At 72.0% G+C, this 20161-nt stretch carries 12 protein-coding genes and 1 pseudogene; 7 read left to right on the top strand and 6 right to left on the bottom strand.

Annotated elements, in window-relative coordinates:
- Positions 1 to 340 precede the first annotated feature (340 nt).
- On the top strand, positions 341 to 1129 hold the full coding sequence (locus ACZ4MF_RS39535; RefSeq protein WP_467497910.1) for a protein phosphatase 2C domain-containing protein: 789 nt from the start codon (positions 341 to 343) through the stop codon (positions 1127 to 1129).
- 86 nt (positions 1130 to 1215) lie between these two features.
- Here ACZ4MF_RS39535 and ACZ4MF_RS39530 read toward each other — a convergent pair whose 3' ends face one another.
- On the bottom strand, positions 1216 to 1707 hold the full coding sequence (locus ACZ4MF_RS39530; RefSeq protein WP_467497908.1) for a MarR family winged helix-turn-helix transcriptional regulator: 492 nt from the start codon (positions 1705 to 1707) through the stop codon (positions 1216 to 1218).
- 236 nt (positions 1708 to 1943) lie between these two features.
- On the opposite strand from ACZ4MF_RS39530, the gene ACZ4MF_RS39525 reads away from it, so the two are divergent.
- Both ACZ4MF_RS39525 and ACZ4MF_RS39520 read left to right on the top strand, forming a co-directional pair.
- Positions 1944 to 2768 carry a lysozyme gene (locus ACZ4MF_RS39525; protein ID WP_467497907.1) on the top strand — a complete coding sequence of 275 codons (825 nt, stop codon included), beginning with the start codon at positions 1944 to 1946 and terminating at the stop codon, positions 2766 to 2768.
- A 385-nt stretch (positions 2769 to 3153) separates the two neighbouring features.
- Positions 3154 to 3582, top strand: a pseudogene (locus ACZ4MF_RS39520) (ATP-binding protein); the annotation flags it as partial.
- A gap of 110 nt (positions 3583 to 3692) precedes the next feature.
- Here the strand turns inward: ACZ4MF_RS39520 and lon are convergent.
- The gene (gene lon / locus ACZ4MF_RS39515; RefSeq protein WP_467497904.1) at positions 3693 to 6182 is read right to left on the bottom strand and encodes an endopeptidase La; all 2490 of its coding nucleotides are present in this window, start codon (positions 6180 to 6182) and stop codon (positions 3693 to 3695) included.
- 133 nt (positions 6183 to 6315) lie between these two features.
- The gene (locus ACZ4MF_RS39510; protein ID WP_467497902.1) at positions 6316 to 7146 is read right to left on the bottom strand and encodes a rhomboid-like protein; all 831 of its coding nucleotides are present in this window, start codon (positions 7144 to 7146) and stop codon (positions 6316 to 6318) included.
- A 217-nt stretch (positions 7147 to 7363) separates the two neighbouring features.
- On the opposite strand from ACZ4MF_RS39510, the gene ACZ4MF_RS39505 reads away from it, so the two are divergent.
- The 4 genes from ACZ4MF_RS39505 (at position 7364) to ACZ4MF_RS39490 (ending at position 14156) form a co-directional block, all read left to right on the top strand.
- Complete coding sequence (locus tag ACZ4MF_RS39505; protein ID WP_467497900.1) at positions 7364 to 8041, top strand: spermine/spermidine synthase domain-containing protein; 678 nt, start codon at positions 7364 to 7366, stop codon at positions 8039 to 8041.
- A 125-nt stretch (positions 8042 to 8166) separates the two neighbouring features.
- Positions 8167 to 8907, top strand: a complete 741-nt coding sequence (locus ACZ4MF_RS39500; protein ID WP_356027647.1) for a response regulator transcription factor — start codon at positions 8167 to 8169, stop codon at positions 8905 to 8907.
- A complete protein-coding gene (locus tag ACZ4MF_RS39495; RefSeq protein WP_362818622.1) occupies positions 8904 to 10028 on the top strand; it encodes a sensor histidine kinase in 1125 nt (374 codons plus the stop codon). The genes ACZ4MF_RS39500 and ACZ4MF_RS39495 overlap by 4 nt, the downstream gene beginning before the upstream one ends.
- Before the next feature lie 303 nt (positions 10029 to 10331).
- Positions 10332 to 14156: a multifunctional oxoglutarate decarboxylase/oxoglutarate dehydrogenase thiamine pyrophosphate-binding subunit/dihydrolipoyllysine-residue succinyltransferase subunit gene (locus ACZ4MF_RS39490; protein WP_467497898.1), complete on the top strand. Its 3825-nt coding sequence runs from the start codon at positions 10332 to 10334 to the stop codon at positions 14154 to 14156.
- Positions 14157 to 14221: 65 nt separating this feature from the next.
- Here the strand turns inward: ACZ4MF_RS39490 and fxsT are convergent, their stop codons facing one another.
- The 3 genes from fxsT to ACZ4MF_RS39475 form a co-directional block, all read right to left on the bottom strand.
- Positions 14222 to 17230 carry an FxSxx-COOH system tetratricopeptide repeat protein gene (gene fxsT / locus ACZ4MF_RS39485; protein ID WP_467497896.1) on the bottom strand — a complete coding sequence of 1003 codons (3009 nt, stop codon included), beginning with the start codon at positions 17228 to 17230 and terminating at the stop codon, positions 14222 to 14224.
- A 145-nt stretch (positions 17231 to 17375) separates the two neighbouring features.
- On the bottom strand, positions 17376 to 18797 hold the full coding sequence (locus tag ACZ4MF_RS39480; protein ID WP_467497968.1) for an aKG-HExxH-type peptide beta-hydroxylase: 1422 nt from the start codon (positions 18795 to 18797) through the stop codon (positions 17376 to 17378).
- Positions 18797 to 20080: an FxsB family cyclophane-forming radical SAM/SPASM peptide maturase gene (locus ACZ4MF_RS39475; RefSeq protein ID WP_467497894.1), complete on the bottom strand. Its 1284-nt coding sequence runs from the start codon at positions 20078 to 20080 to the stop codon at positions 18797 to 18799. The genes ACZ4MF_RS39480 and ACZ4MF_RS39475 overlap by 1 nt, the downstream gene beginning before the upstream one ends.
- Positions 20081 to 20161 lie beyond the last annotated feature (81 nt).

The raw sequence follows: 20161 nt of genomic DNA, 5'->3' as shown, positions 1-20161 counted from the left end.
GCCCCGTCATCTCGGTGCCAAGTGGTGCGTACACCCGGTTCGTACGGTTCCCGACCCTCCCAGCGCCGGTGGGCAGTGGTCGTGCATCACCTGACCCGCCACTCGAAGGAGTGAACATCGCTGGGGAGTTGGCGGGCAAGTTCCTGTGGCGCGTGCACGACTGCCGCGGGGCACGCCGGTTGGACGCGCGCGGGATGCTTTGGCAGTATTCGCCACCCACGCCTTCCCGGAAGGGTGGATTCTCCCCCAAAGCAGGCGGCTGACCTGCGGGGTCGTGGCAATTCGGCGGCGCATGCCAGCCTTTGGCGGAGGCTGTGAAAGCCTCGTGCAGACTGGCTGAATGCGAACTGAACTCGTTTCGGAGCCCGGCGACGCGAACCGCCCCAACGAGGACTTCGCCGGTGTCGGACTACCCGCCTCCGGACAGGGCGGTTGTGTGATCGTCCTGGACGGGGTGACACCGCCGAGGGGTGGGACGGGGTGTCTGCATTCCGTCCCCTGGTTCACGGCGCGACTCGGCGGCGCGCTGACCGAACTGACCGTTTCGGGGCGAGATCTGACGCTCCCGGAGATTCTCTCGCGGGCCATCGCCCGCACGGCCGGAGCCCACGCGGACACCTGTGACCTTTCTCACCCGCGAACCCCGCAGGCAACCGTCGCCCTGGCGCGCTGGTCCGCCGAGACCGTCGAGTACCTGGTGCTGTCCGACTCCGCACTGCTGCTCACGGCGCCCGACGGTACGGTCACGCCGGTGCTGGACGACCGGCTGGCCCGCCTCCCGCGCGCCGCGCTCGCCACGGAAGCCCTGGTGGACGCGGACCTGCGCAACAAGGAGGGCGGCTTCTTCACGGCCGCCGCCGACCCCGCCGTATCCGCCCGCGCGGTCACCGGCACCGTGCCCCGTGCCGGGGTCCGGGCCCTGGTCGCGCTGACGGACGGGGCCACCCGCTGGACGGAGACGTTCCACGAGGGCGACTGGACGGCCCTGTTCGACCTGGTGGCGAAGGACGGTGCCCGGTCGCTGGTGGAGCGGGTGCGGGAGCTGGAGACGGCGGACAGCGAGGAGCGGGCCTTTCTGCGGCGGAGCAAGACGCACGACGACGCGACGGTGGTGTACGCGGAACTGTGAGCCGTGTGTCGTGCGCCGTCACGGCTCCGCGGCTACCGCGTGACGCCTTTACCCCGTGAAAACGTGACCATTCCGGTCTGCTTCCCCTACTTCTCCATGACGCCGTTGAGCTGGTGCAGCAGCCGGGCCAGCTCGGCGACCTCGTGGCGGTCCCAGTGGGCGAGCTGGCTGACGTAGCGGGCACGGCGGGCCTCACGCACCGTGCCGACCCGGCCGCGGCCCTCGTCGGTGAGGGTGACGAGCCAGGCGCGGCCGTCGGCGGGATCCGGCTCGCGGGCGATCAGGCCCAGCTCCTCCAGGGCCCGCAGCTGGCGGGACATGGTGGCCTTGCCGACGCCGATGTAGCCGGCCAGTTCCGTGGCCCGCTGGCCGCCGCACTCGTCGAGCCGGATGAGCAGCCCGTACGCGGAGGACTCCAGGTCGGGATGGACCTCGCGGGCCATCTCGCCCTGGTTGGCCCGGGCGCGCCGCAGGAGCACGGTCAACTCCCTTTCCAGCGCCAGGAATTCCTGGTCTGCACCACTGGGCGTCATCTGCCCGGCGGCGTGATGTGCGCCGTCGTTTCCGTGCTCGTGCACGTCAGCACCCCTGCTCGGTTTCGCGATCCTGAAAGTTTCTGTCAAACGCCGTCATTGCCGCAGCTCCGTAAGTATTTCGCAGGCGTAGACCAACGGCGGCGCCCGGACCCCCTTCCCACGCCGTCATCTACGTGCGTAGCTTCTTTACCAGGCAATGAATGGCATGCCCACGCTCAGTGGGACGACCCCCCACGTGTTCGTCGCTCCCCCCACCTCTCTCCCTCCGGAGGCACGCCATGCCCGTGCTCAGACCCGGCACCATCCGCACCCCCCACGCTCTCCTCACGGCCCTGCTCGCGGCGCTCTCCCTCACTCTTCCCCTCACCCCGGCCCAGGCCGCCACCGCCACCGCGCCCAGCCGCGGCTCCGCCCGCATGGGCATGGGCGTCCTCGCGCACGACGGCGGCAGCGGCTCGCCCACCAGCGGTGCCGTCACCCAGACCGAGGGCGTGGACGTCGCCGGCTACCAGGGCAACGTCGCCTGGTCGACCCTGTGGAGCAGCGGGGTCAGGTGGGCGTACACCAAGGCCACCGAGGGCACGTACTACACGAACCCGTACTTCGCCCAGCAGTACAACGGCTCGTACGACGTCGGCATGATCCGCGGCGCCTACCACTTCGCGACCCCGGACACCACCAGCGGCGCCACCCAGGCGAACTACTTCGCCGACCACGGCGGAGGCTGGTCCAGGGACGGCAAGACGCTGCCCGGCGCGCTCGACATCGAGTGGAACCCGTACGGCGCGGAGTGCTACGGCAAGTCGGCGAGCGCGATGGTCGGCTGGATCGCCGACTTCCTGAACACCTACAAGGCGCGCACCGGCCGGGACGCCGTGATCTACACGGCGACCAGCTGGTGGAGCGACTGCACCGGGAACTACGGCGGCTTCGCGGCGAACAACCCGCTGTGGATCGCCCGCTACGCCTCGGACCCGGGCACGCTGCCGGCCGGCTGGGGGTACTACACGATGTGGCAGTACACCTCCTCCGGCCCGACGGTCGGCGACCACGACAAGTTCAACGGGGCGCTGGACCGGGTGCAGGCGCTGGCCAACGGCTGACGCCTGATCCGATGACCTCTTCGTGGCCCCCGCCGGCGCGCGGGGGCCACGTCGTTCGCGGGCCGCTGCGTCGGTGCTCCGCGCCGCCCCGGCCGATCCTGGTCCGGGACAGCCCGCCGGACAAGGCGAGATGAGCGGCGATGGAGCGACAGGCGACGTACACGGCCACGGCCACCATCGACGAGCAGGGCATCCTCACGAGCTGGAACGAGGGCGCCCGGCGCCTGCTCGGCTACGAGTCCCCCGCCGTCGTCGGCCGTCGGCCACCGCCCCGCTCGCCTCCGACGAAGCCGCCGACGGCGCCCGCCGCGCCCCGGCCGGCCGGCAGCGCTGGAACGGCACCGTCCCGCCGCGCCACCGCGACGGCCGGCTCCTGGAACCGGGCCTGCTCGCGCACCGCCCCGCCGACGACGTCGCCCTATTCGTCGCACGCACCCGCGCCCTGCAGCGGACCGGGTCGCCGCCTGGGAGCCGGCGGACGATCCCGCCATGGGCGCCGCGCCCGCCGTCTCACCGAGGAGCCGCTGTCCGCGTGGGCCTGACGGAGGCCGCGTTCACCACCGAGCTGGTGGTCAGCGAACTGGTCACCAACGCCATCCGCTACGGCCGCCCGCCCATCCGGCTCCGGCTGATCCACCAGGACTCCACGCTGATCTGCGAGGTGTACGACGCCGGCGGCACCGCCCGGCACCTGCGCCGCGCCCGGATCGACGACGAGGGCGGCCGGGGCCTGCTGCTGGTCGCCCAGCTCGCCGAACGCTGGGGCACCCGCCACGACCGGGTCGGCAAGACGGTGTGGGCACAGCAGACGCTCGTCCCGCGACGAGCGGACGGGCGCAGGGCGAAGGCCCGGGCCTCCCTCACGCGACCCGGGCCCTCGTCCGTCCGGCCCCCGCGGGCGGAGCCCGCTGAAGGACCACGTCGTCACGCCGCGACCGGAACCTCCGGGGCCGCGCCGTGCACGGCGGGCGCGAGCGCCAGTTCCAGGACCTGGCGGACGTCGGTCACGGTGTGGACGTCGAGCGTGGCCAGCACCTCGGCCGGGACGTCGTCCAGGTCGGGTTCGTTGCGCTTGGGGATGATCACAGTGGTCACCCCGGCGCGGTGGGCGGCGAGCAGCTTCTGCTTCGCACCGCCGATGGGCAGCACCCGGCCGGTCAGCGAGACCTCGCCGGTCATCGCCACGTCCGGACGGACCAGCCGGCCGGAGAGCAGGGACGCGAGGGCGGTGGTCATCGTGATGCCCGCGCTCGGCCCGTCCTTCGGGACCGCGCCCGCCGGGAAGTGGATGTGCACGCCCCGGTCCTTCAGGTCGGCCACCGGCAGCTCCAGTTCGGCACCGTGGCTGCGCAGGAAGCTGAGCGCGATCTGCGCCGACTCCTTCATGACGTCACCCAGCTGACCGGTCAGGGTCAGCCCCGCCGCGCCCGTCTCCGGGTCGGCCAGCGACGCCTCCACGAAGAGGACGTCGCCGCCCGCTCCCGTGACCGCGAGGCCCGTCGCCACGCCCGGCACCGACGTACGGCGCTCGGCGGGGTCCTGGGCGGACTCGGGCACGTGGTGCGGACGCCCGAGCAGACCGCGCAGGTCCGTGTCCCGGACGGTGAACGGCAGCTCCCGCTCGCCGAGTTCGTGCTGTGCCGCGATCTTGCGCAGCAGGCGGGCGATCGCGCGCTCCAGGGTACGGACGCCCGCCTCGCGCGTGTACTCGCCGGCGAGCTTGCGCAGCGCGCCCTCGTCGATCGTGACCTCGTCCTCGCGCAGGCCGGCCCGCTCCAGCTGGCGCGGGAGCAGGTGGTCCCGGGCGATGACGACCTTCTCGTCCTCGGTGTAGCCGTCGAGCCGCACGATCTCCATCCGGTCGGCGAGCGCCTCCGGGATGGCCTCCAGGACGTTGGCGGTGGCCAGGAACACCACGTCGGACAGGTCGAGTTCGACCTCCAGGTAGTGGTCCCGGAAGGTGTGGTTCTGCGCCGGGTCCAGGACTTCGAGCAGGGCCGCGGCCGGGTCGCCGCGGAAGTCGGAGCCCACCTTGTCGATCTCGTCCAGCAGGATCACCGGGTTCATGGACCCGGCCTCCTTGACGGCGCGCACGATCCGGCCGGGCAGCGCCCCGACGTACGTACGCCGGTGGCCGCGGATCTCGGCCTCGTCGCGGACGCCGCCGAGCGCGACGCGGACGAACTTCCGCCCCATCGCGTGCGCGACGGACTCGCCGAGCGAGGTCTTGCCGACGCCGGGCGGGCCGACGAGGGCGAGTACGGCACCACCCCCCCGTCGCCCACCACCGCCCTCAACCGAGGCGCTTCGCGCCGCCCCCTGGTCGGCCCGCCCGCCGATGACGCCGAGGCCGCGCTCGCCGCGCCGCTTGCGCACGGCCAGGTACTCGGTGATGCGTGCCTTCACGTCCTCCAGGCCCGCGTGCTCGGCGTCGAGGACCGCCTTGGCGCCCTGGATGTCGTAGGCGGAAGCACTGTCATCGGTTCGCTCGTTCCAGGGCAGCTCCAGGACCGTGTCGAGCCAGGTGCGGATCCAGGAGCCCTCCGGGGACTGGTCGCTGGAACGCTCCAGCTTGTCGACCTCCTTGAGCGCGGCCTCGCGGACCTTCTCGGGCAGGTCGGCGGCCTCGACGCGGGCGCGGTAGTCGTCGGACTCCTCGGCCGTGTCCGCGCCGTCGCCGTTCAGCTCGCGCAGCTCCTTGCGGACGGCCTCCAGCTGGCGGCGCAGCAGGAACTCGCGCTGCTGCTTGTCGACGCCCTCCTGGACGTCCTTGGCGATGGTCTCGGCCACGTCCTGCTCGGCGAGGTGGTCGCGGAGCTGCTGCGCGGCGAGCCTGAGCCGGGCCACCGGGTCGGCGGTCTCCAGCAGTTCGACCTTCTGTTCGATGGTGAGGAACGGTGAGTATCCGGAGTTGTCGGCGAGCGCGGAGACGTCCTCGATCGCCTGGACGCGGTCGACGACCTGCCAGGCGCCGCGCTTCTTCAGCCAGTTGGTGGCCAGCGCCTTGTACTCCTTGACGAGGTCGGCGACCTGACCGGGCAGCGGCTCGGGCACGCTCTCCTCGATCCGGGCGCCCTCGACCCACAGGGCCGCGCCGGGCCCCGTGGTGCCCGCGCCGATCCGCACCCGGCCGCGGCCGCGGATCAGAGCCCCCGGGTCGCCGTCGGCCAGCCGGCCGACCTGCTCGACCGTACCGAGCACACCGGTCTTGGCGTACGTGCCGTCGACGCGTGGCACCAGCAGCACCTGGGGCTTTCCGGGCGCCGACCGGGCGGCGGCCTGTGCGGCCTCCACCGCGGCCCGCACCTCGGCGTCGCTCAGGTCCAGCGGAACCACCATGCCGGGCAGCACGACCTCGTCGTCGAGCGGCAGCACGGGCAGTACGAGCGTGAACGCCGTGGACTCAGCAGCCATGATCTCCCCTTCGGCAGTCAACTTGAGCTATGCCGACTCAACCTCTGGGCAGGGGCTGGTGTTCCCCCCACGTGTTCGCTGTGAGCGATCGGGGGGTGACGTAGAGACCTATGCAGGCGAAAGCAGTGAGAGGTCAGACCGCGCGGGCCCAGCGGCGCACCAGGGGCCAGCTCATGACGCCTATCGTCAAAGCGATCAGGTGGCCCCAGTCCGTCATCGGGTCCACGAACTCGGCCAGGTCGTTCAGCAGCAGTCCGGCCACCACGGTGAGCAGGGGCCAGCGGAACCAGGGGCGGAGCAGGCCGGCCAGGGAACCGATGCTGGCGGCCACGCCGAAGCTGATGCCGTAGTCGAGGCGGTGCAGGGACGTGGCCGGGAGATGGCCCGCCAGGACGGCGAGGCCCACCGGGACCTCGGTGGCGAGCGTGGCCAGGACATGCCCGGCCAGGAAGACACAGGCCGCACGCCCTCCGCCTATGCGCCGCTCCAGCGCGGTGAGCACCAGCACGAAGGCCGCGCTGTACGGCGAGAGGATCCCGCCCGCGATCCACAGCGCGCTCGCCAGGAGCACCACCGCGGGCGACTGCACCAGATGGGCCACGTCGGTGCTGGAGCCCTGGTAGAGCGTGTTCATCAGCCCGGGGTCGGCCACGGCCGCGACGGCGGAGGTGACGGCGAGGAGGGCCGCGTAGCCGAAGGTGAAGGGCGTGGCGGCCGGGGTGGGCAGCAGCCGCCACAGCCGGGCGGCCGGGACCGGACGCGGTGCCCCGACGGGCACGGGATCCGCCGGCGCGGGGCCGAGCGTGTCGAAGGGAACCGCCGGCGCGGGGCCGCGCTGGCGGGGCATGCCGTCCAGGAGTCCCTCGAACACGGGGGCCGGGACGACGGCGGCGCCGTCGGACAGGGGCGTGCCCGCCGGGGGCGGGGACGCGGCCGCCGCAGGGCCCGTCGCGGTCCGTTCCACGATGAGGCACTCCTTCCGTCGCGCCCACCATTGAGGCTCGACCGGCCGCATGTCTATGACCGACGCCACGCGGAAGCCGATTCTCAGCAACCTCCTACATTCCGCTCGCGTCCGCACCCCGGCGTACGCCCCTCGGACGAGTACGTCGGACCGGGGCCGCGCCTCCGTCATCCGCAATTCCCATGCCCGACAGGACACGTTCAAGCAGGATGGGGGCATGACTGCCGCGTACGACACTCCCGTGGTCCTCGACCGGCGTGACGGCCCGTACGGCGAGGTGGTGCTGCGCAGACACGGCGCGCTGCTCCAGATCATCGCCAACGGGTGTTTCCTGATGGACACCTCCGACGGCCGCTCGGAGCGGCTGCTGGTCGACGCGGCGTACGACGCGCTGGACGGGCGGCCGGGGCCGGCGCTGCTGCTCGGCGGGCTGGGCGTCGGGTTCTCGCTCGCACACGCCGCCGCGGACCGGCGCTGGGGGCGGATCACCGTGGTGGAGCGCGAACCGGCGGTGATCGGCTGGCACCGGGACGGGCCGCTCGGCCGGCTGTCCGCCGCGGCGCTCGCCGATCCGCGCACCGACGTCGTCCAGGGCGATCTCGTCCCTTACGTCACTGAGACGTCGGACACGTTCGACGCGCTGTGCCTGGACATCGACAACGGGCCCGGCTGGACGGTCACGGACGGCAACGACAGCCTGTACTCTCCGGCCGGACTCGCTTCCTGCGCAAGGGTGTTGAAGCCCGGCGGGGTGCTCGCGGTGTGGTCGGCCACCCCCTCTCCGGATTTTGAAGGAAGCTTGCGGAATGCCGGGTTCCGGCAGGTGCGTACCGAAGAGGTGCCGGTTGCCCGGGGCGTTCCGGACGCTGTGCACCTCGCGGTCCGCCCTGGATAGCGGCAGCGCGGCGGATCCCCGTAATGTGCTGCCCTGACGCGGATCATTCAACGGATCAACCAAGCGTCGATCGCAGACATGGGATCACCCCACTGGTTCCGGAAAGCAACAAGCAGGGGCGGGCGATGGAGCAGACACATACCTCCCAGAGCGGCGCGGCGACGAGCACCCCGGGCGCTCAGCGCCGGGTGCTGGTCGTCGAGGACGACCCCACGATCGTCGACGCCATCGCGGCCCGGCTGCGTGCCGAGGGATTTCTCGTGCAGACGGCGGTGGACGGTCCGGCCGCGGTCGACACGGCCGAGGCCTGGCAGCCCGACCTGCTGATCCTCGACATCATGCTGCCGGGCTTCGACGGTCTCGAGGTCTGCCGGCGGGTCCAGGCGCAGCGGCCGGTACCGGTGCTGATGCTGACCGCGCGGGACGACGAGACGGACATGCTCGTCGGTCTCGGCGTCGGCGCGGACGACTACATGACCAAGCCGTTCTCGATGCGCGAACTGGCGGCACGCGTGCACGTGCTGCTGCGCCGGGTGGAGCGGGCGGCCCTCGCCGCCACCACGCCCCGCTCCGGCATACTGCGCCTCGGTGAGCTGGAGATCGACCACGCGCAGCGCCGGGTGCGGGTGAAGTCCGAGGACGTCCACCTGACGCCCACCGAGTTCGACCTGCTGGTGTGCCTGGCGAACACCCCGCGCGCGGTGCTCTCCCGGGAGCAGCTGCTGGCCGAGGTGTGGGACTGGGCGGACGCCTCCGGGACCCGCACGGTCGACAGCCACATCAAGGCGCTGCGCCGGAAGATCGGCGCCGAACGGATCCGTACGGTGCACGGCGTGGGCTACGCCCTGGAGACACCGACGCCATGAGCGACGGCGGGCGCCAGGCCGCACGGAGGAGCCCCGGGAGCCTCGGCGAGGACCCCTGGGGCGGCGTACGCCCGTTCTCGGTCAAGACCAAGCTCGGCGCGCTGGTCGTCATCTCGGTGCTGATCACCACCGGTCTGTCGATGATCGCGGTGCACACCAAGACCGAGCTGCGCTTCATCACGGTCTTCTCGATGATCGCCACGCTGCTGATCACGCAGTTCGTGGCGCACTCGCTGACCTCGCCGCTGGACGAGATGAACGCGGTGGCCCGGTCGATCTCGCAGGGCGACTACACCCGCCGGGTCCGCGAGAACCGCCGGGACGAGCTGGGCGACCTGGCCGGAACGATCAATGTCATGGCCGACGAGCTGGAGGCCCAGGACCGCCAGCGCAAGGAGCTGGTCGCGAACGTCTCCCACGAGCTGCGCACGCCCATCGCCGGGCTGCGCGCGGTGCTGGAGAACATCGTCGACGGGGTCACCGAGGCCGACCAGGAGACCATGCGGACGGCCCTGAAGCAGACCGAGCGGCTGGGCCGGCTGGTGGAGACCCTGCTGGACCTGTCGCGGCTGGACAACGGCGTCGTCCCGCTGAAGATGCGTCGCTTCGAGGTGTGGCCGTACCTGTCCGGCGTACTGAAGGAAGCCAACATGGTGGCGTCGGCGCGGGCGGGCATCGCCTCCGGCTCCGGCAGCCACACGCGCACCGACGTCCACCTCCACCTGGACGTCTCGCCGCCCGAGCTGACCGCGCACGCGGACCCCGAGCGCATCCACCAGGTCGTCGCCAACCTGATCGACAACGCGGTCAAGCACAGCCCGCCGCACGGCCGCGTGACGGTGAAGGCGCGGCGCGGGCCGCAGCCGGAGTCGCTGGAGCTGGAGGTCCTGGACGAGGGTCCCGGAATCCCCCGGTCCGAGTGGCACCGGGTGTTCGAGCGCTTCAACCGGGGCGCGGTCACCCGGCCGCACGGCCCGGGCAGCGACGGCGGCACGGGGCTCGGGCTGGCCATCGCCCGCTGGGCGGTGGATCTGCACCGCGGCCGGATCGGTGTGGCCGAATCCGAGCGGGGCTGCCGGATCATCGTCACCCTCCCGGGACTGACTTCCGCCCCAAGTTGACGTAAAGTCCGAACCGGAAGCACAAGATCCACGACGGTCGCCGCCGCTCAGGCGCAGCTGGACACGTGTGATCAGGGGCAGGCCCGCGCCACCCTTCGCGGAACGGCGCGCCGGGCCCGGGTTTGTGCACCCTCTCACATGCGGAACCACGCTTGTTTCCCGCCATATCAAGCCCTGAAACAAGATTTCCGATGTGACTTACGCGACGATGACCTTGCTCGACCTGACCTTCCCGGCCATGGAGGCGTAGCCTTTATTCCCGCTGTCCATCACCTTGTGAAGCGGAAGAGGGCGGTTGCCGCCGTGTCGCCACAGTCCCCCAGTAACCCGAGCGTCTCCACCGACGACCAAGCCGGGAAGAACCCCGCAGCTGCCTTCGGTCCGAACGAGTGGCTCGTCGACGAGATCTATCAGCAGTACCTCCAGGACCCGAATTCGGTAGACCGCGCCTGGTGGGACTTCTTCGCCGATTACAAGCCGGGTGCGCCTGTCACCCCGGCTGCGGCGGGTACTGCGGCCGCGGGGGCCGCAGGGACCACCTCCACGGCCCCGCAGGCCCAGCCCGCGGCCCCGGCCCCCCAGGCCGCCGCCGCGCCGGCTCCCGCCGCCCCGAAGCCCGCCGCGGCCCCCGCCCCGGCACCGGCTCCCGCGGCGCAGGCCCCGGCACCGGCCCCGGCCAAGCCGGCGCAGCCCGCACAGGCGCCGGCCCAGCCGAAGCCGGCCGCCGCCAAGGCGGCCCCGGCCGCCGCGGCCCCCGAGGGCCCCGAGCTGGTCACGCTGCGCGGTCCGGCCGCCGCAGTCGCCAAGAACATGAACGCCTCCCTGGAACTGCCGACGGCCACCTCGGTCCGCGCGGTCCCGGTGAAGCTGCTGTTCGACAACCGCATCGTCATCAACAACCACCTCAAGCGCGCCCGGGGCGGGAAGATCTCCTTCACGCACCTGATCGGCTACGCGATGGTGCAGGCCATCAAGGCCATGCCGGCGATGAACCACGCGTTCGGCGAGAAGGACGGCAAGCCGACCCTCATCAAGCCGGCCCACGTCAACCTCGGCCTGGCCATCGACCTGGTGAAGCCCAACGGCGACCGCCAGCTCGTCGTGGCCGCCATCAAGAAGGCCGAGACGCTGAACTTCTTCGAGTTCTGGCAGGCCTACGAGGACATCGTCCGCCGCGCCCGTGACGGCAAGCTGACGATGGACGACTTCACCGGTGTCACGGTCTCCCTGACCAACCCCGGCGGCCTCGGCACCGTCCACTCGGTCCCGCGTCTGATGCCCGGCCAGTCGGTCATCATGGGCGTCGGCTCCATGGACTACCCGGCGGAGTTCCAGGGCACCAGCCAGGACACCCTGAACAAGCTCGGCATCTCGAAGGTCATGACGCTCACGTCGACCTACGACCACCGGGTGATCCAGGGCGCCGCCTCCGGCGAGTTCCTGCGCGCCGTCGCGAACCTCCTCCTCGGCGAGAACGGCTTCTACGACGACATCTTCGAGGCCCTGCGCATCCCCTACGAGCCGGTCCGCTGGCTCCGGGACATCGACGCGTCCCACGACGACGACGTCACCAAGGCCGCCCGCGTCTTCGAGCTGATCCACTCCTACCGGGTCCGCGGCCACGTCATGGCCGACACCGACCCGCTGGAGTACAAGCAGCGCAAGCACCCCGACCTGGACATCACCGAGCACGGCCTCACCCTGTGGGACCTGGAGCGCGAGTTCGCGGTCGGCGGCTTCTCCGGCAAGTCCCTGATGAAGCTGCGCGACATCCTCGGTGTGCTGCGCGACTCGTACTGCCGCACCATCGGCATCGAGTTCATGCACATCCAGGACCCCAAGCAGCGCAAGTGGATCCAGGACCGCGTGGAGCGCCCGCACTCCAAGATGGAGCGCGAGGAGCAGCTGCGGATCCTGCGCCGCCTGAACGCCGCCGAGGCCTTCGAGACGTTCCTGCAGACCAAGTACGTCGGCCAGAAGCGCTTCTCGCTGGAGGGCGGCGAGTCCGTCATCCCGCTGCTCGACGCGGTGATCGACTCCGCGGCCGAGTCCCGGCTGGACGAGGTCGTCATCGGCATGGCCCACCGCGGCCGGCTGAACGTGCTCGCGAACATCGTCGGCAAGTCGTACGCGCAGATCTTCCGCGAGTTCGAGGGCAACCTCGACCCGAAGTCGATGCACGGCTCCGGCGACGTGAAGTACCACCTGGGCGCCCAGGGCACCTTCACCGGCCTGGACGGCGAGCAGATCACGGTCTCGCTGGCCGCCAACCCCTCCCACCTGGAGACGGTCGACCCGGTCATCGAGGGCATCGCCCGCGCCAAGCAGGACATCATCAACAAGGGCGGCACGGACTTCACGGTCCTGCCGGTCGCGCTGCACGGCGACGCGGCCTTCGCGGGCCAGGGCGTGGTGGCCGAGACCCTGAACATGTCGCAGCTGCGCGGCTACCGCACCGGCGGCACGGTCCACATCGTCATCAACAACCAGGTCGGCTTCACCGCGGCCCCCGAGTCCTCGCGTTCCTCCATGTACGCGACGGACGTGGCCCGCATGATCGAGGCCCCGATCTTCCACGTGAACGGCGACGACCCCGAGGCCGTCGTCCGCGTTGCCCGCCTGGCCTTCGAGTTCCGCCAGGCGTTCAACAAGGACGTCGTGATCGACCTCATCTGCTACCGCCGCCGCGGTCACAACGAGTCGGACAACCCGGCCTTCACCCAGCCGCTGATGTACGACCTGATCGACAAGAAGCGCTCGGTGCGCAAGCTCTACACCGAGTCCCTCATCGGTCGCGGCGACATCACCCTGGAAGAGGCCGAGCAGGCGCTGCAGGACTACCAGGGCCAGCTGGAGAAGGTCTTCACCGAGGTCCGCGAGGCCGTCACCGCACAGCCGGGCGCCGAACCGGCGCCGGACCCGCAGGCGGACTTCCCGGTCGCCGTGAACACCGCGATCTCCTCCGAGGTCGTCAAGCGCATCGCCGAGTCCCAGGTCAACATCCCGGACTCCTTCCACGTCCACCCGCGTCTGCTGCCGCAGCTGCAGCGCCGGGCGACGATGGTCGAGGACGGCACGATCGACTGGGGCATGGGCGAGACCCTCGCGGTCGGCTCCCTGCTCCTTGAGGGCACCCCGGTCCGGCTGTCCGGCCAGGACTCCCAGCGCGGCACCTTCGGCCAGCGGCACGCGGTCCTCATCGACCGCGAGTCGGGCGAGGAGTTCACGCCGCTGATGTACCTCGCCGAGGAGCAGGCGCGCTACAACGTCTACAACTCCCTGCTGTCCGAGTACGCGGTCATGGGCTTCGAGTACGGCTACTCGCTGGCCCGCCCCGACGCGCTCGTGATGTGGGAGGCGCAGTTCGGCGACTTCGTCAACGGCGCCCAGACGGTGGTCGACGAGTACATCTCGGCGGCCGAGCAGAAGTGGGGCCAGACGAGCGGTGTCACGCTGCTCCTCCCCCACGGCTACGAGGGCCAGGGCCCGGACCACTCCTCGGCCCGTGTCGAGCGGTTCCTCCAGCTCTGCGCGCAGAACAACATGACGGTCGCCATGCCGACCCTGCCGTCGAACTACTTCCACCTCCTGCGCTGGCAGGTGCACAACCCGCACCACAAGCCGCTGGTGGTCTTCACCCCGAAGTCGATGCTGCGCCTGAAGGCCGCCGCGTCGAAGACGGAGGAGTTCACGTCGGGTCAGTTCCGCCCCGTCATCGGCGACGGCTCGGTGGACCCGGCCGCGGTCCGCAAGGTCGTGTTCGTGGCCGGCAAGCTGTACTACGACCTGGAGGCCGAGCGTCAAAAGCGCGGCATCACGGACACGGCGATCATCCGCATCGAGCGCCTGTACCCGCTGCCGGGTGCCGAGCTCCAGGCGGAGGTCAACAAGTACCCGAACGCCGAGAAGTACCTGTGGGCCCAGGAGGAGCCGGCGAACCAGGGTGCCTGGCCGTTCATCGCGCTCAACCTGATCGACCACCTGGACCTGGCGGTCGGCGCGGACGTCCCGCACGGCGAGCGCCTGCGCCGCATCTCGCGTCCGCACTCCTCCTCCCCGGCGGTCGGCTCGGCCAAGCGCCACCAGGCGGAGCAGGAGCAGCTGGTGCGTGAGGTCTTCGAGGCGTAGGCCTTGGGACAAGGGCCCGGTACCGAGTTCGTACTCGGTACCGGGCCCTTCGCGTTGCCGGACGCTCAGCTCGCCTGCGGTTCGAAGTCCCAGTACGGACGGTTGCGGGAGCGGGCCGAGATGGTGTGGGTGTGCTGGGCGCCCAGGGTGGCCGCGAGGTCCGAGAGCGCCTCCTGCTCGACCTTCTCGGCCTGCTGACGGTCCCGCAGGGCGCGCAGGTCGGCCGCGTGGGCGACGCGGGCGGACAGGGTGAGCGGGTGGGTGCGGCCCAGGGTCTCGGTCGCCCGGGCGATCGTGGTCCGGCTGAGGTCGGCGGCGGCCTCCGCGTCCCCGACGAGGTTGCGCAGCGCCGAGGCGTTGATGGCGCAGCCGAGGGTGTGCGGGTGGCCCTCGCCGAGCGCCGCGGTCAGCCCGGCCAGTGCTTCCTCCGCGACCGCGTACGCGTGCTCCCGTTCGCCGACGCTGCGCAGGATCAGGGCGTGGTTGGCGCGGGCGCCGATGACGAAGGGGTGGCCTTCGGGCAGCAGCATCTCGTAGCGGGCGATGACCGACTCGCTGGCCTCGCGGGCCTGGTCGATGTCGCCGTGCTCGCGGGCGAAGCAGCTCTGGCTGACGGCCGCGGCCAGGGTCAGCACGTGGGTGTCGCCCAGCTTGCGCTCGTAGCCTTCGAGCACGCGCGTGAGGAGCGTGCCCGCCGAGGCCCGGTCGCCGCCGCGCAGCTGGCACATGGCCAGGTTGTGCTCGGCGCGCAGGGTGTCCTGGTTGTCCCGGCCCATGACCATCCGGTACTCGCGCACGTTCTTCGCCTGGGCGGACTCCGCCTCGGCGTAGCGGCCCAGCAGCCGCAGGTCGATCGCGTACGACACCTCGGAGAAGAGCGTCCACGGATGGCGGCCCTTCAGCAGCAGGCGCCGGGCCTCCAGCGTGCGCTGATCGATGCCCCGCGCCTCCTCGTAGCGGCCCATCAGCCGCACGGTGTAGCCGATGTTGTTCAGGGCGTTGAGGGTGCGCGAGTCCTGGTCCCCGAGCAGCTCGCGGTAGGCCGCGTAGAGCCACTGGGACATCTCCAGCGCCTCGTCGTAGCGCCCGAGTTCGCGCAGGTCGGCGGCGAGTCCGCCGGCCATGCGCAGATGGTCCAGGTCGTTCGCGCCCTTCTCCTCGCGCAGGTGCTCCACCGCCGCCCGCTCCAGGGCCTCCGTCTCCTGGAACCGCCCGGCCGAGCGCAGCAGGTTCGCGTAGTGGTAGGTGACCTCCCAGACCCGGGGGTGGGCCTCGCCGAGCAGCCGGCGCCAGGTGCGCAGGGCGCGGGCGCCGAGGTTGACGCCGGCGCTGTACTCGCCCGCGAAATACATGTAGCGCAGGCAGTTCAACACCATCGTCTGGACCTTGCGGTCCTTGCTCTGCAGGACGTCGGCGTACTTCAGGTGCGGCACGATCTCCGCGTACGCGTCCCAGTTGCGGGTGTCCGTGGGGCGGCCGGGGTCGGCCTCGGCCAGGGCACGGCGGACCACGTCGATGAACTCGCTCCGGTCCGACTCGGGCATGTCCTTGTGCACGATCTGGTGGACCATGCGGTGCAGGTAGACCGACTCGCCCGTGGCGGCCGTCTCGTCCAGGGCTCCCTCGTGGGACTCCAGGCGGACGACCGAGTACTGGCGGAGCTGGTTGACCGCCTTGTTCCACAGCAGGGGGTCGTCGAGGAGACCCGCGAGCTGTTCGGGCAGGTCGTCGTGGGACATCTCCTTGAGCAGCCGGACGGGGATGAACCCGGGGGCGAAGAAGGTGCACAGCCGCAGGAGGTCGACGGACTCGGGGACGGTCTCGCGGAGTTTGTTCAGCAGTATCGACCACGCGGTCTGGAAGGCGAGCGGGAAGTCCGCGGACACCTTGACCACGTCCTGGTCGATGCCGCCCTCCAGCAGGCCGATGTACTCCTCGACGGACAGGTCGGAGTCGTTGAGCCAGCCCGCCGTCTGGTCGAGCAGCAGCGGCAGGTCCTCCAGGGCCTCCGCCAGCTGGTCGGCGTCCGTCTCGGTCAGCCGGGGCGCGCGGCGCCGGATGAAGGCCACGGACTCGTCGCGGGCGTAGACGGGCACTTCGAGGAGTTTGCTGTTGTGCTCGCTCCACTCGGGGTTGCGGGAGGTGATGATCACGTGGCCGGGGCCGGACGGGACCAGGTCCCAGATCTGCTCGGGCTCGTCGGCGCCGTCGAGGATGAGCAGCCAGCGGGAGTACGGCTCGCCGCGGCGCAGGGAGTCACGCACGGCGCGGAGCCGTTCGCCGTACTCGGGGCCGGTGGACAGGCCCAGCTGGGGGGCGAGTTCGGCGAGGAGGCGGCGGTAGCTGACCCGCTTCTCGGAGCCGACCCACCACACGACGTCGTACTCGGAGCCGAAGCGGTACGCGTACTCGACGGCCAGCTGGGTCTTGCCCACTCCGGACATGCCGTGCAGGGTGAGGACGCCGGCGCCGGGCTCGCTGCCCTGCAGCAGGTGGTAGGCGTCGTTCAGGAGCGGCTCGCGGCCGGTGAAGCGGGTGTTGCGGCGCGGCACACCGCCCCAGACGTCGGGCATCGAGGCGGGAAAGCGCGGGGCCGGGCGGGTGACGTCCCCGGTGACCTGGGTGTCGAGCGGCACGTCCAGCCGGTCCAGCAGCCGCCGTTCGGCCTCCTCCGCGCCCATGTTGGTCAGGTCGACCGGGGCGAGGACGGCGGTGGCGGAGGGCACGGTGGTGTTGGTGACGGACACGGCGGCGAACCGGTCCGGATCGGGCGCGACGACCTCGCGCAGGGCCTCGTTCCACTCCTCGTGGGTGCGCGGGCCCAGCTGGAAGTACCACTCGCTGACCAGGATCAGGGTGCGGCCGCCGGCCAGCGTGAGGTCGCGCAGCAGGCCGGTGAGGGACTGGTCCGGCGGGGCGTCCCAGCGCAGGTACACCACGCGCAGACCGCGCCGCTCCAGCCTGTCCCCGATCCACGCCGCCCAGGGCCGGTTGAACCCGGCGAAGCTGATCGCGACGGTCTGCCTCGCGACCCCCTTCCCGGTCGACCGGACCGGCGTACGAGCTTCAGACATGCAGCGGCCTCCAGCGCGTAGTACCTGAAATCGTAGAACCTCGGCGCGGCTCTGGGGAGTCCGGCGACTGCGGCAGCACCGTGCCTGGGCCCGACGATCTTCCCGCAGTGCGGGGCGGGAAGTCTGTATTTTGCCGATCGGCCTTTCACCGATTCGTGAACGGAGGCGCCGGAGGCTGCCGCTGCCGCCACAGGTTCCGTACGGCCTTGACGTACGCCTGGGCGCGTGCGGTGTACCCCCGGGGTGCCGGGCGCGCGGCGAGCCGTTCGTGGACGGCGGCCATGGCGTCGACGAAGCGCCGGCCGGCCGGTGTCAGGTCGGGCGAGCCGGCGAGCGCGGGCAGGGCGGCGCCGACCATGGCGTGGTAGCGGGCGTGTTCGGCCCATGCGGCCGCCCCCCGGGCGGGGTCCGCGAGCGCCCGGCGCTGGAAGAAGTCCGCCATCGCCAGGTGGGAGTAGGCGCCCTGGAGGAGGCCGTCGTACGGCCGCGGGTCGGGGCGCCAGGGGGCGAAGTAGCGGGCCTCGGGGCCGGCCCGGTGCAGTTCCACCAGCTCGCTGAGCGCGGCGAGTTTGGTGTGCTGCACCTCGTGCACGAGGGTCGCGGCGAAGGCCACCGGGCTCGCGGGCGTGCTGCTGAGGAGCGCGCCGAACGCCTCGCGCCGGGTCGCGCTGCAGCCGCCGCGGCCGGCGGCGCCGGGGGGCGGCTCCAGCGGGACCAGGCAGCGCAGCAGGGCGAGCGTCTCGGCGAGCCGGTGCTCGCCCGCGCCGCGCAGTACGGCGGCGGTGCCGGACCAGGCCTGCAGCCAGCGTTTGCGCTCGGCGTCGTCGGGGGCCATGGGTCCGCTCAGCGCGTGCTGGTCGGGCTCGCGGGGCGGGACGCGGTAGGGGTCGAGGTCGTCCAGCGGCATGGGGGCGGCGCCGGGCACGAGGCCGGGCAGGGCATGGGCCGGAATCCAGGCGGGGGTCGCGGACCAGGCGCCGGTGAGGTGCTCCGGGCACACGGTGACCTCGGGCGCGTCCGGCCGGCGCAGGGTCAGCCGGCCGTCGGCGTGCCGGACTTCGATCCGTACGTCGTCCCGCTCGTGCGTGCGCAGGGCGCCGAGGGAGGGCAGGGTCAGCACGCCGTCGCGGGCGGTGAGGTCGGTGGTGAACGGCAGCCCGGCGCGGGCCGCGGCGGCCACGGCGACCGCGCTGAAATGGGCCAGGTCCCGCAGGAGTTCGGTGCGGTCCTGTGCCGTGGGGCGGCCGTCGCGGGGGTTGAGTCCGGCCAGGACGCGCCGGGCCCAGGGTCCCAGCAGCGGATGGGTGAGGCGGGCCCGCGCCGCGGAGTGCGCGCCGCCGTCGCCCGCCCGGTCCGCCGCCGTCAGCAGCGCCCAGTCCTCGCGCAGGCGGCGTTTCGCCGCGCCGGGGCAGACCGCGAGGTCGGCGGCCTCGGCGGCGTCGAGCACGGCACGGAGCATGAGCAGACGCCGGGTGTCCTGGTCGCGGACGAGCAGCGCGAGGGTGTCCGGGCCGCCCTCGGTGCGGCTCAGCTCGGCAAGTGCCCGGTCCGGGACCGCCGGAGGTATCACGGGGTGCCCCCTTCGGATGACGCCGGAACCACCGGGCGGGTACTGCGGGTGTCCCGGGTCCCCCCGGCCAGCCGGCCGGCCACGTGCTGGATGAAGTGCTGGAGGTCCGCGCAGTACACGGACGGGTTCCGAAAGCCCTGTCCGGCCCGGTAGCGGTGGGCGTAGTGGCCGCCGCCGCACACCGTGAGCAGCGGACAGGCCCGGCAGCGGTCGGCCAGGGCGTCCGGTCCGGCCTGCCGGGCGGCGACGCCGGGGTGGGCGAGCGCCCGGTCGAAGTCGTGCCGGAAGACGTCGAGTCCGGTCGCGGCGGCGCCCTCGTACGCCGACTTCAGGGAGTCGACCTGCTCGATCGAGCCGTCCGTCTCGACCACGACGGCGTCGAAGGGCTGGAGCCCGAGCGACTCGGTGGCGGCCGGCAGGCCGAGCAGCAGCGCCAGGCACTCCTCGAAGAGCCGCACCCGCGTCTCGCGCCGCCCGGCCGACCACCAGCGGTCGAAGACCCGGCACAGCCAGGCGCCGTACCGCGCCTCACCCCAGTGCGGCGGCGGCGCGGACCAGTTACCGTGCGGCAGCAGCAGATCCAGCGCGGGCGGACCGAGCGCGAGCAGCGACTCGTACGTGTCGACCGGGTCGTTCGTGGGGTCGACGACGGTGAGGACACCGGCGTACGACCGCGGGAAGTGCTCGGCGACCAGCCGGGCACCGCGTGCCGCGGCGGGCCAGGAGGGCCGGCCGGCGTGGTCGACGCGCCGGGCGTTGTGCGCGGGGCGGCCGCCGTCGAGGCTGATGCCGACGCGGATGCCGTGCCGGGCGAGGACGGTCATGCGCGCGTGGGTCAGCAGGGTGGCGTTGGTCTGCACGGTGGCCCGCACCGCGCAGCCGGCCGGGACGCGGGCGCGGACGTCGTCGGTGAAGCGGGCGAGCGTGTCCGCGCCGGCCAGCAGGGGCTCTCCGCCGTGCAGGACGAGGGAGACGGTGCTCAGGGCGTGGGCACGCGCGTGCTCGGCGACGCGGTCCGCGGTGCGGGCCAGGACCTCGGCGGGGGCGGCGGCCGGGCGGGTGCGCCAGGTGTGGTCGGGGCCCTCGTACAGGTAGCAGTAGCGGCAGGCGAGGTTGCAGCGGCCGTGCACCTTGACGATGAACTGCCGGAAGGGGCGGGGAGGTCGGGCCACGGGCGCGTCGGCGGTGTTTTCGGACACTCCAGGACCCCCATGCCGTACGCCCCGCCGGCTGCGATACGAGCGCGGGCCACGGCTCTCTCCGCCCGTATGGACGCGCATTCCCGGCCAGTGGCCGGGCGCAAACCCCCGACGGCCGAAGTTGGCTTCTTCTGCTCCTGGTTGACCGGGATGCGGAGGCGG

The organism is Streptomyces sp. NPDC025793 (genome assembly GCF_055558375.1).
The sequence above is the reverse complement of the archived record's forward strand: the minus strand, read 5'-3'. Positions and strand labels throughout refer to the sequence as shown.

What these genes read in the sequence shown, in the direction of transcription:
- ACZ4MF_RS39505 (WP_467497900.1), top strand. Translation starts at nt 7,364, where the DNA reads ATGACTGCCGCGTACGACACTCCCGTGGTCCTCGACCGGCGTGACGGC.
- ACZ4MF_RS39495 (WP_362818622.1), top strand. Translation starts at nt 8,904, where the DNA reads ATGAGCGACGGCGGGCGCCAGGCCGCACGGAGGAGCCCCGGGAGCCTC.
- ACZ4MF_RS39475 (WP_467497894.1), bottom strand. Translation starts at nt 20,080, where the DNA reads ATGCGCGTCCATACGGGCGGAGAGAGCCGTGGCCCGCGCTCGTATCGC.
- lon (WP_467497904.1), bottom strand. Translation starts at nt 6,182, where the DNA reads ATGGCTGCTGAGTCCACGGCGTTCACGCTCGTACTGCCCGTGCTGCCG.
- ACZ4MF_RS39525 (WP_467497907.1), top strand. Translation starts at nt 1,944, where the DNA reads ATGCCCGTGCTCAGACCCGGCACCATCCGCACCCCCCACGCTCTCCTC.
- fxsT (WP_467497896.1), bottom strand. Translation starts at nt 17,230, where the DNA reads ATGTCTGAAGCTCGTACGCCGGTCCGGTCGACCGGGAAGGGGGTCGCG.
- ACZ4MF_RS39500 (WP_356027647.1), top strand. Translation starts at nt 8,167, where the DNA reads ATGGAGCAGACACATACCTCCCAGAGCGGCGCGGCGACGAGCACCCCG.
- ACZ4MF_RS39535 (WP_467497910.1), top strand. Translation starts at nt 341, where the DNA reads ATGCGAACTGAACTCGTTTCGGAGCCCGGCGACGCGAACCGCCCCAAC.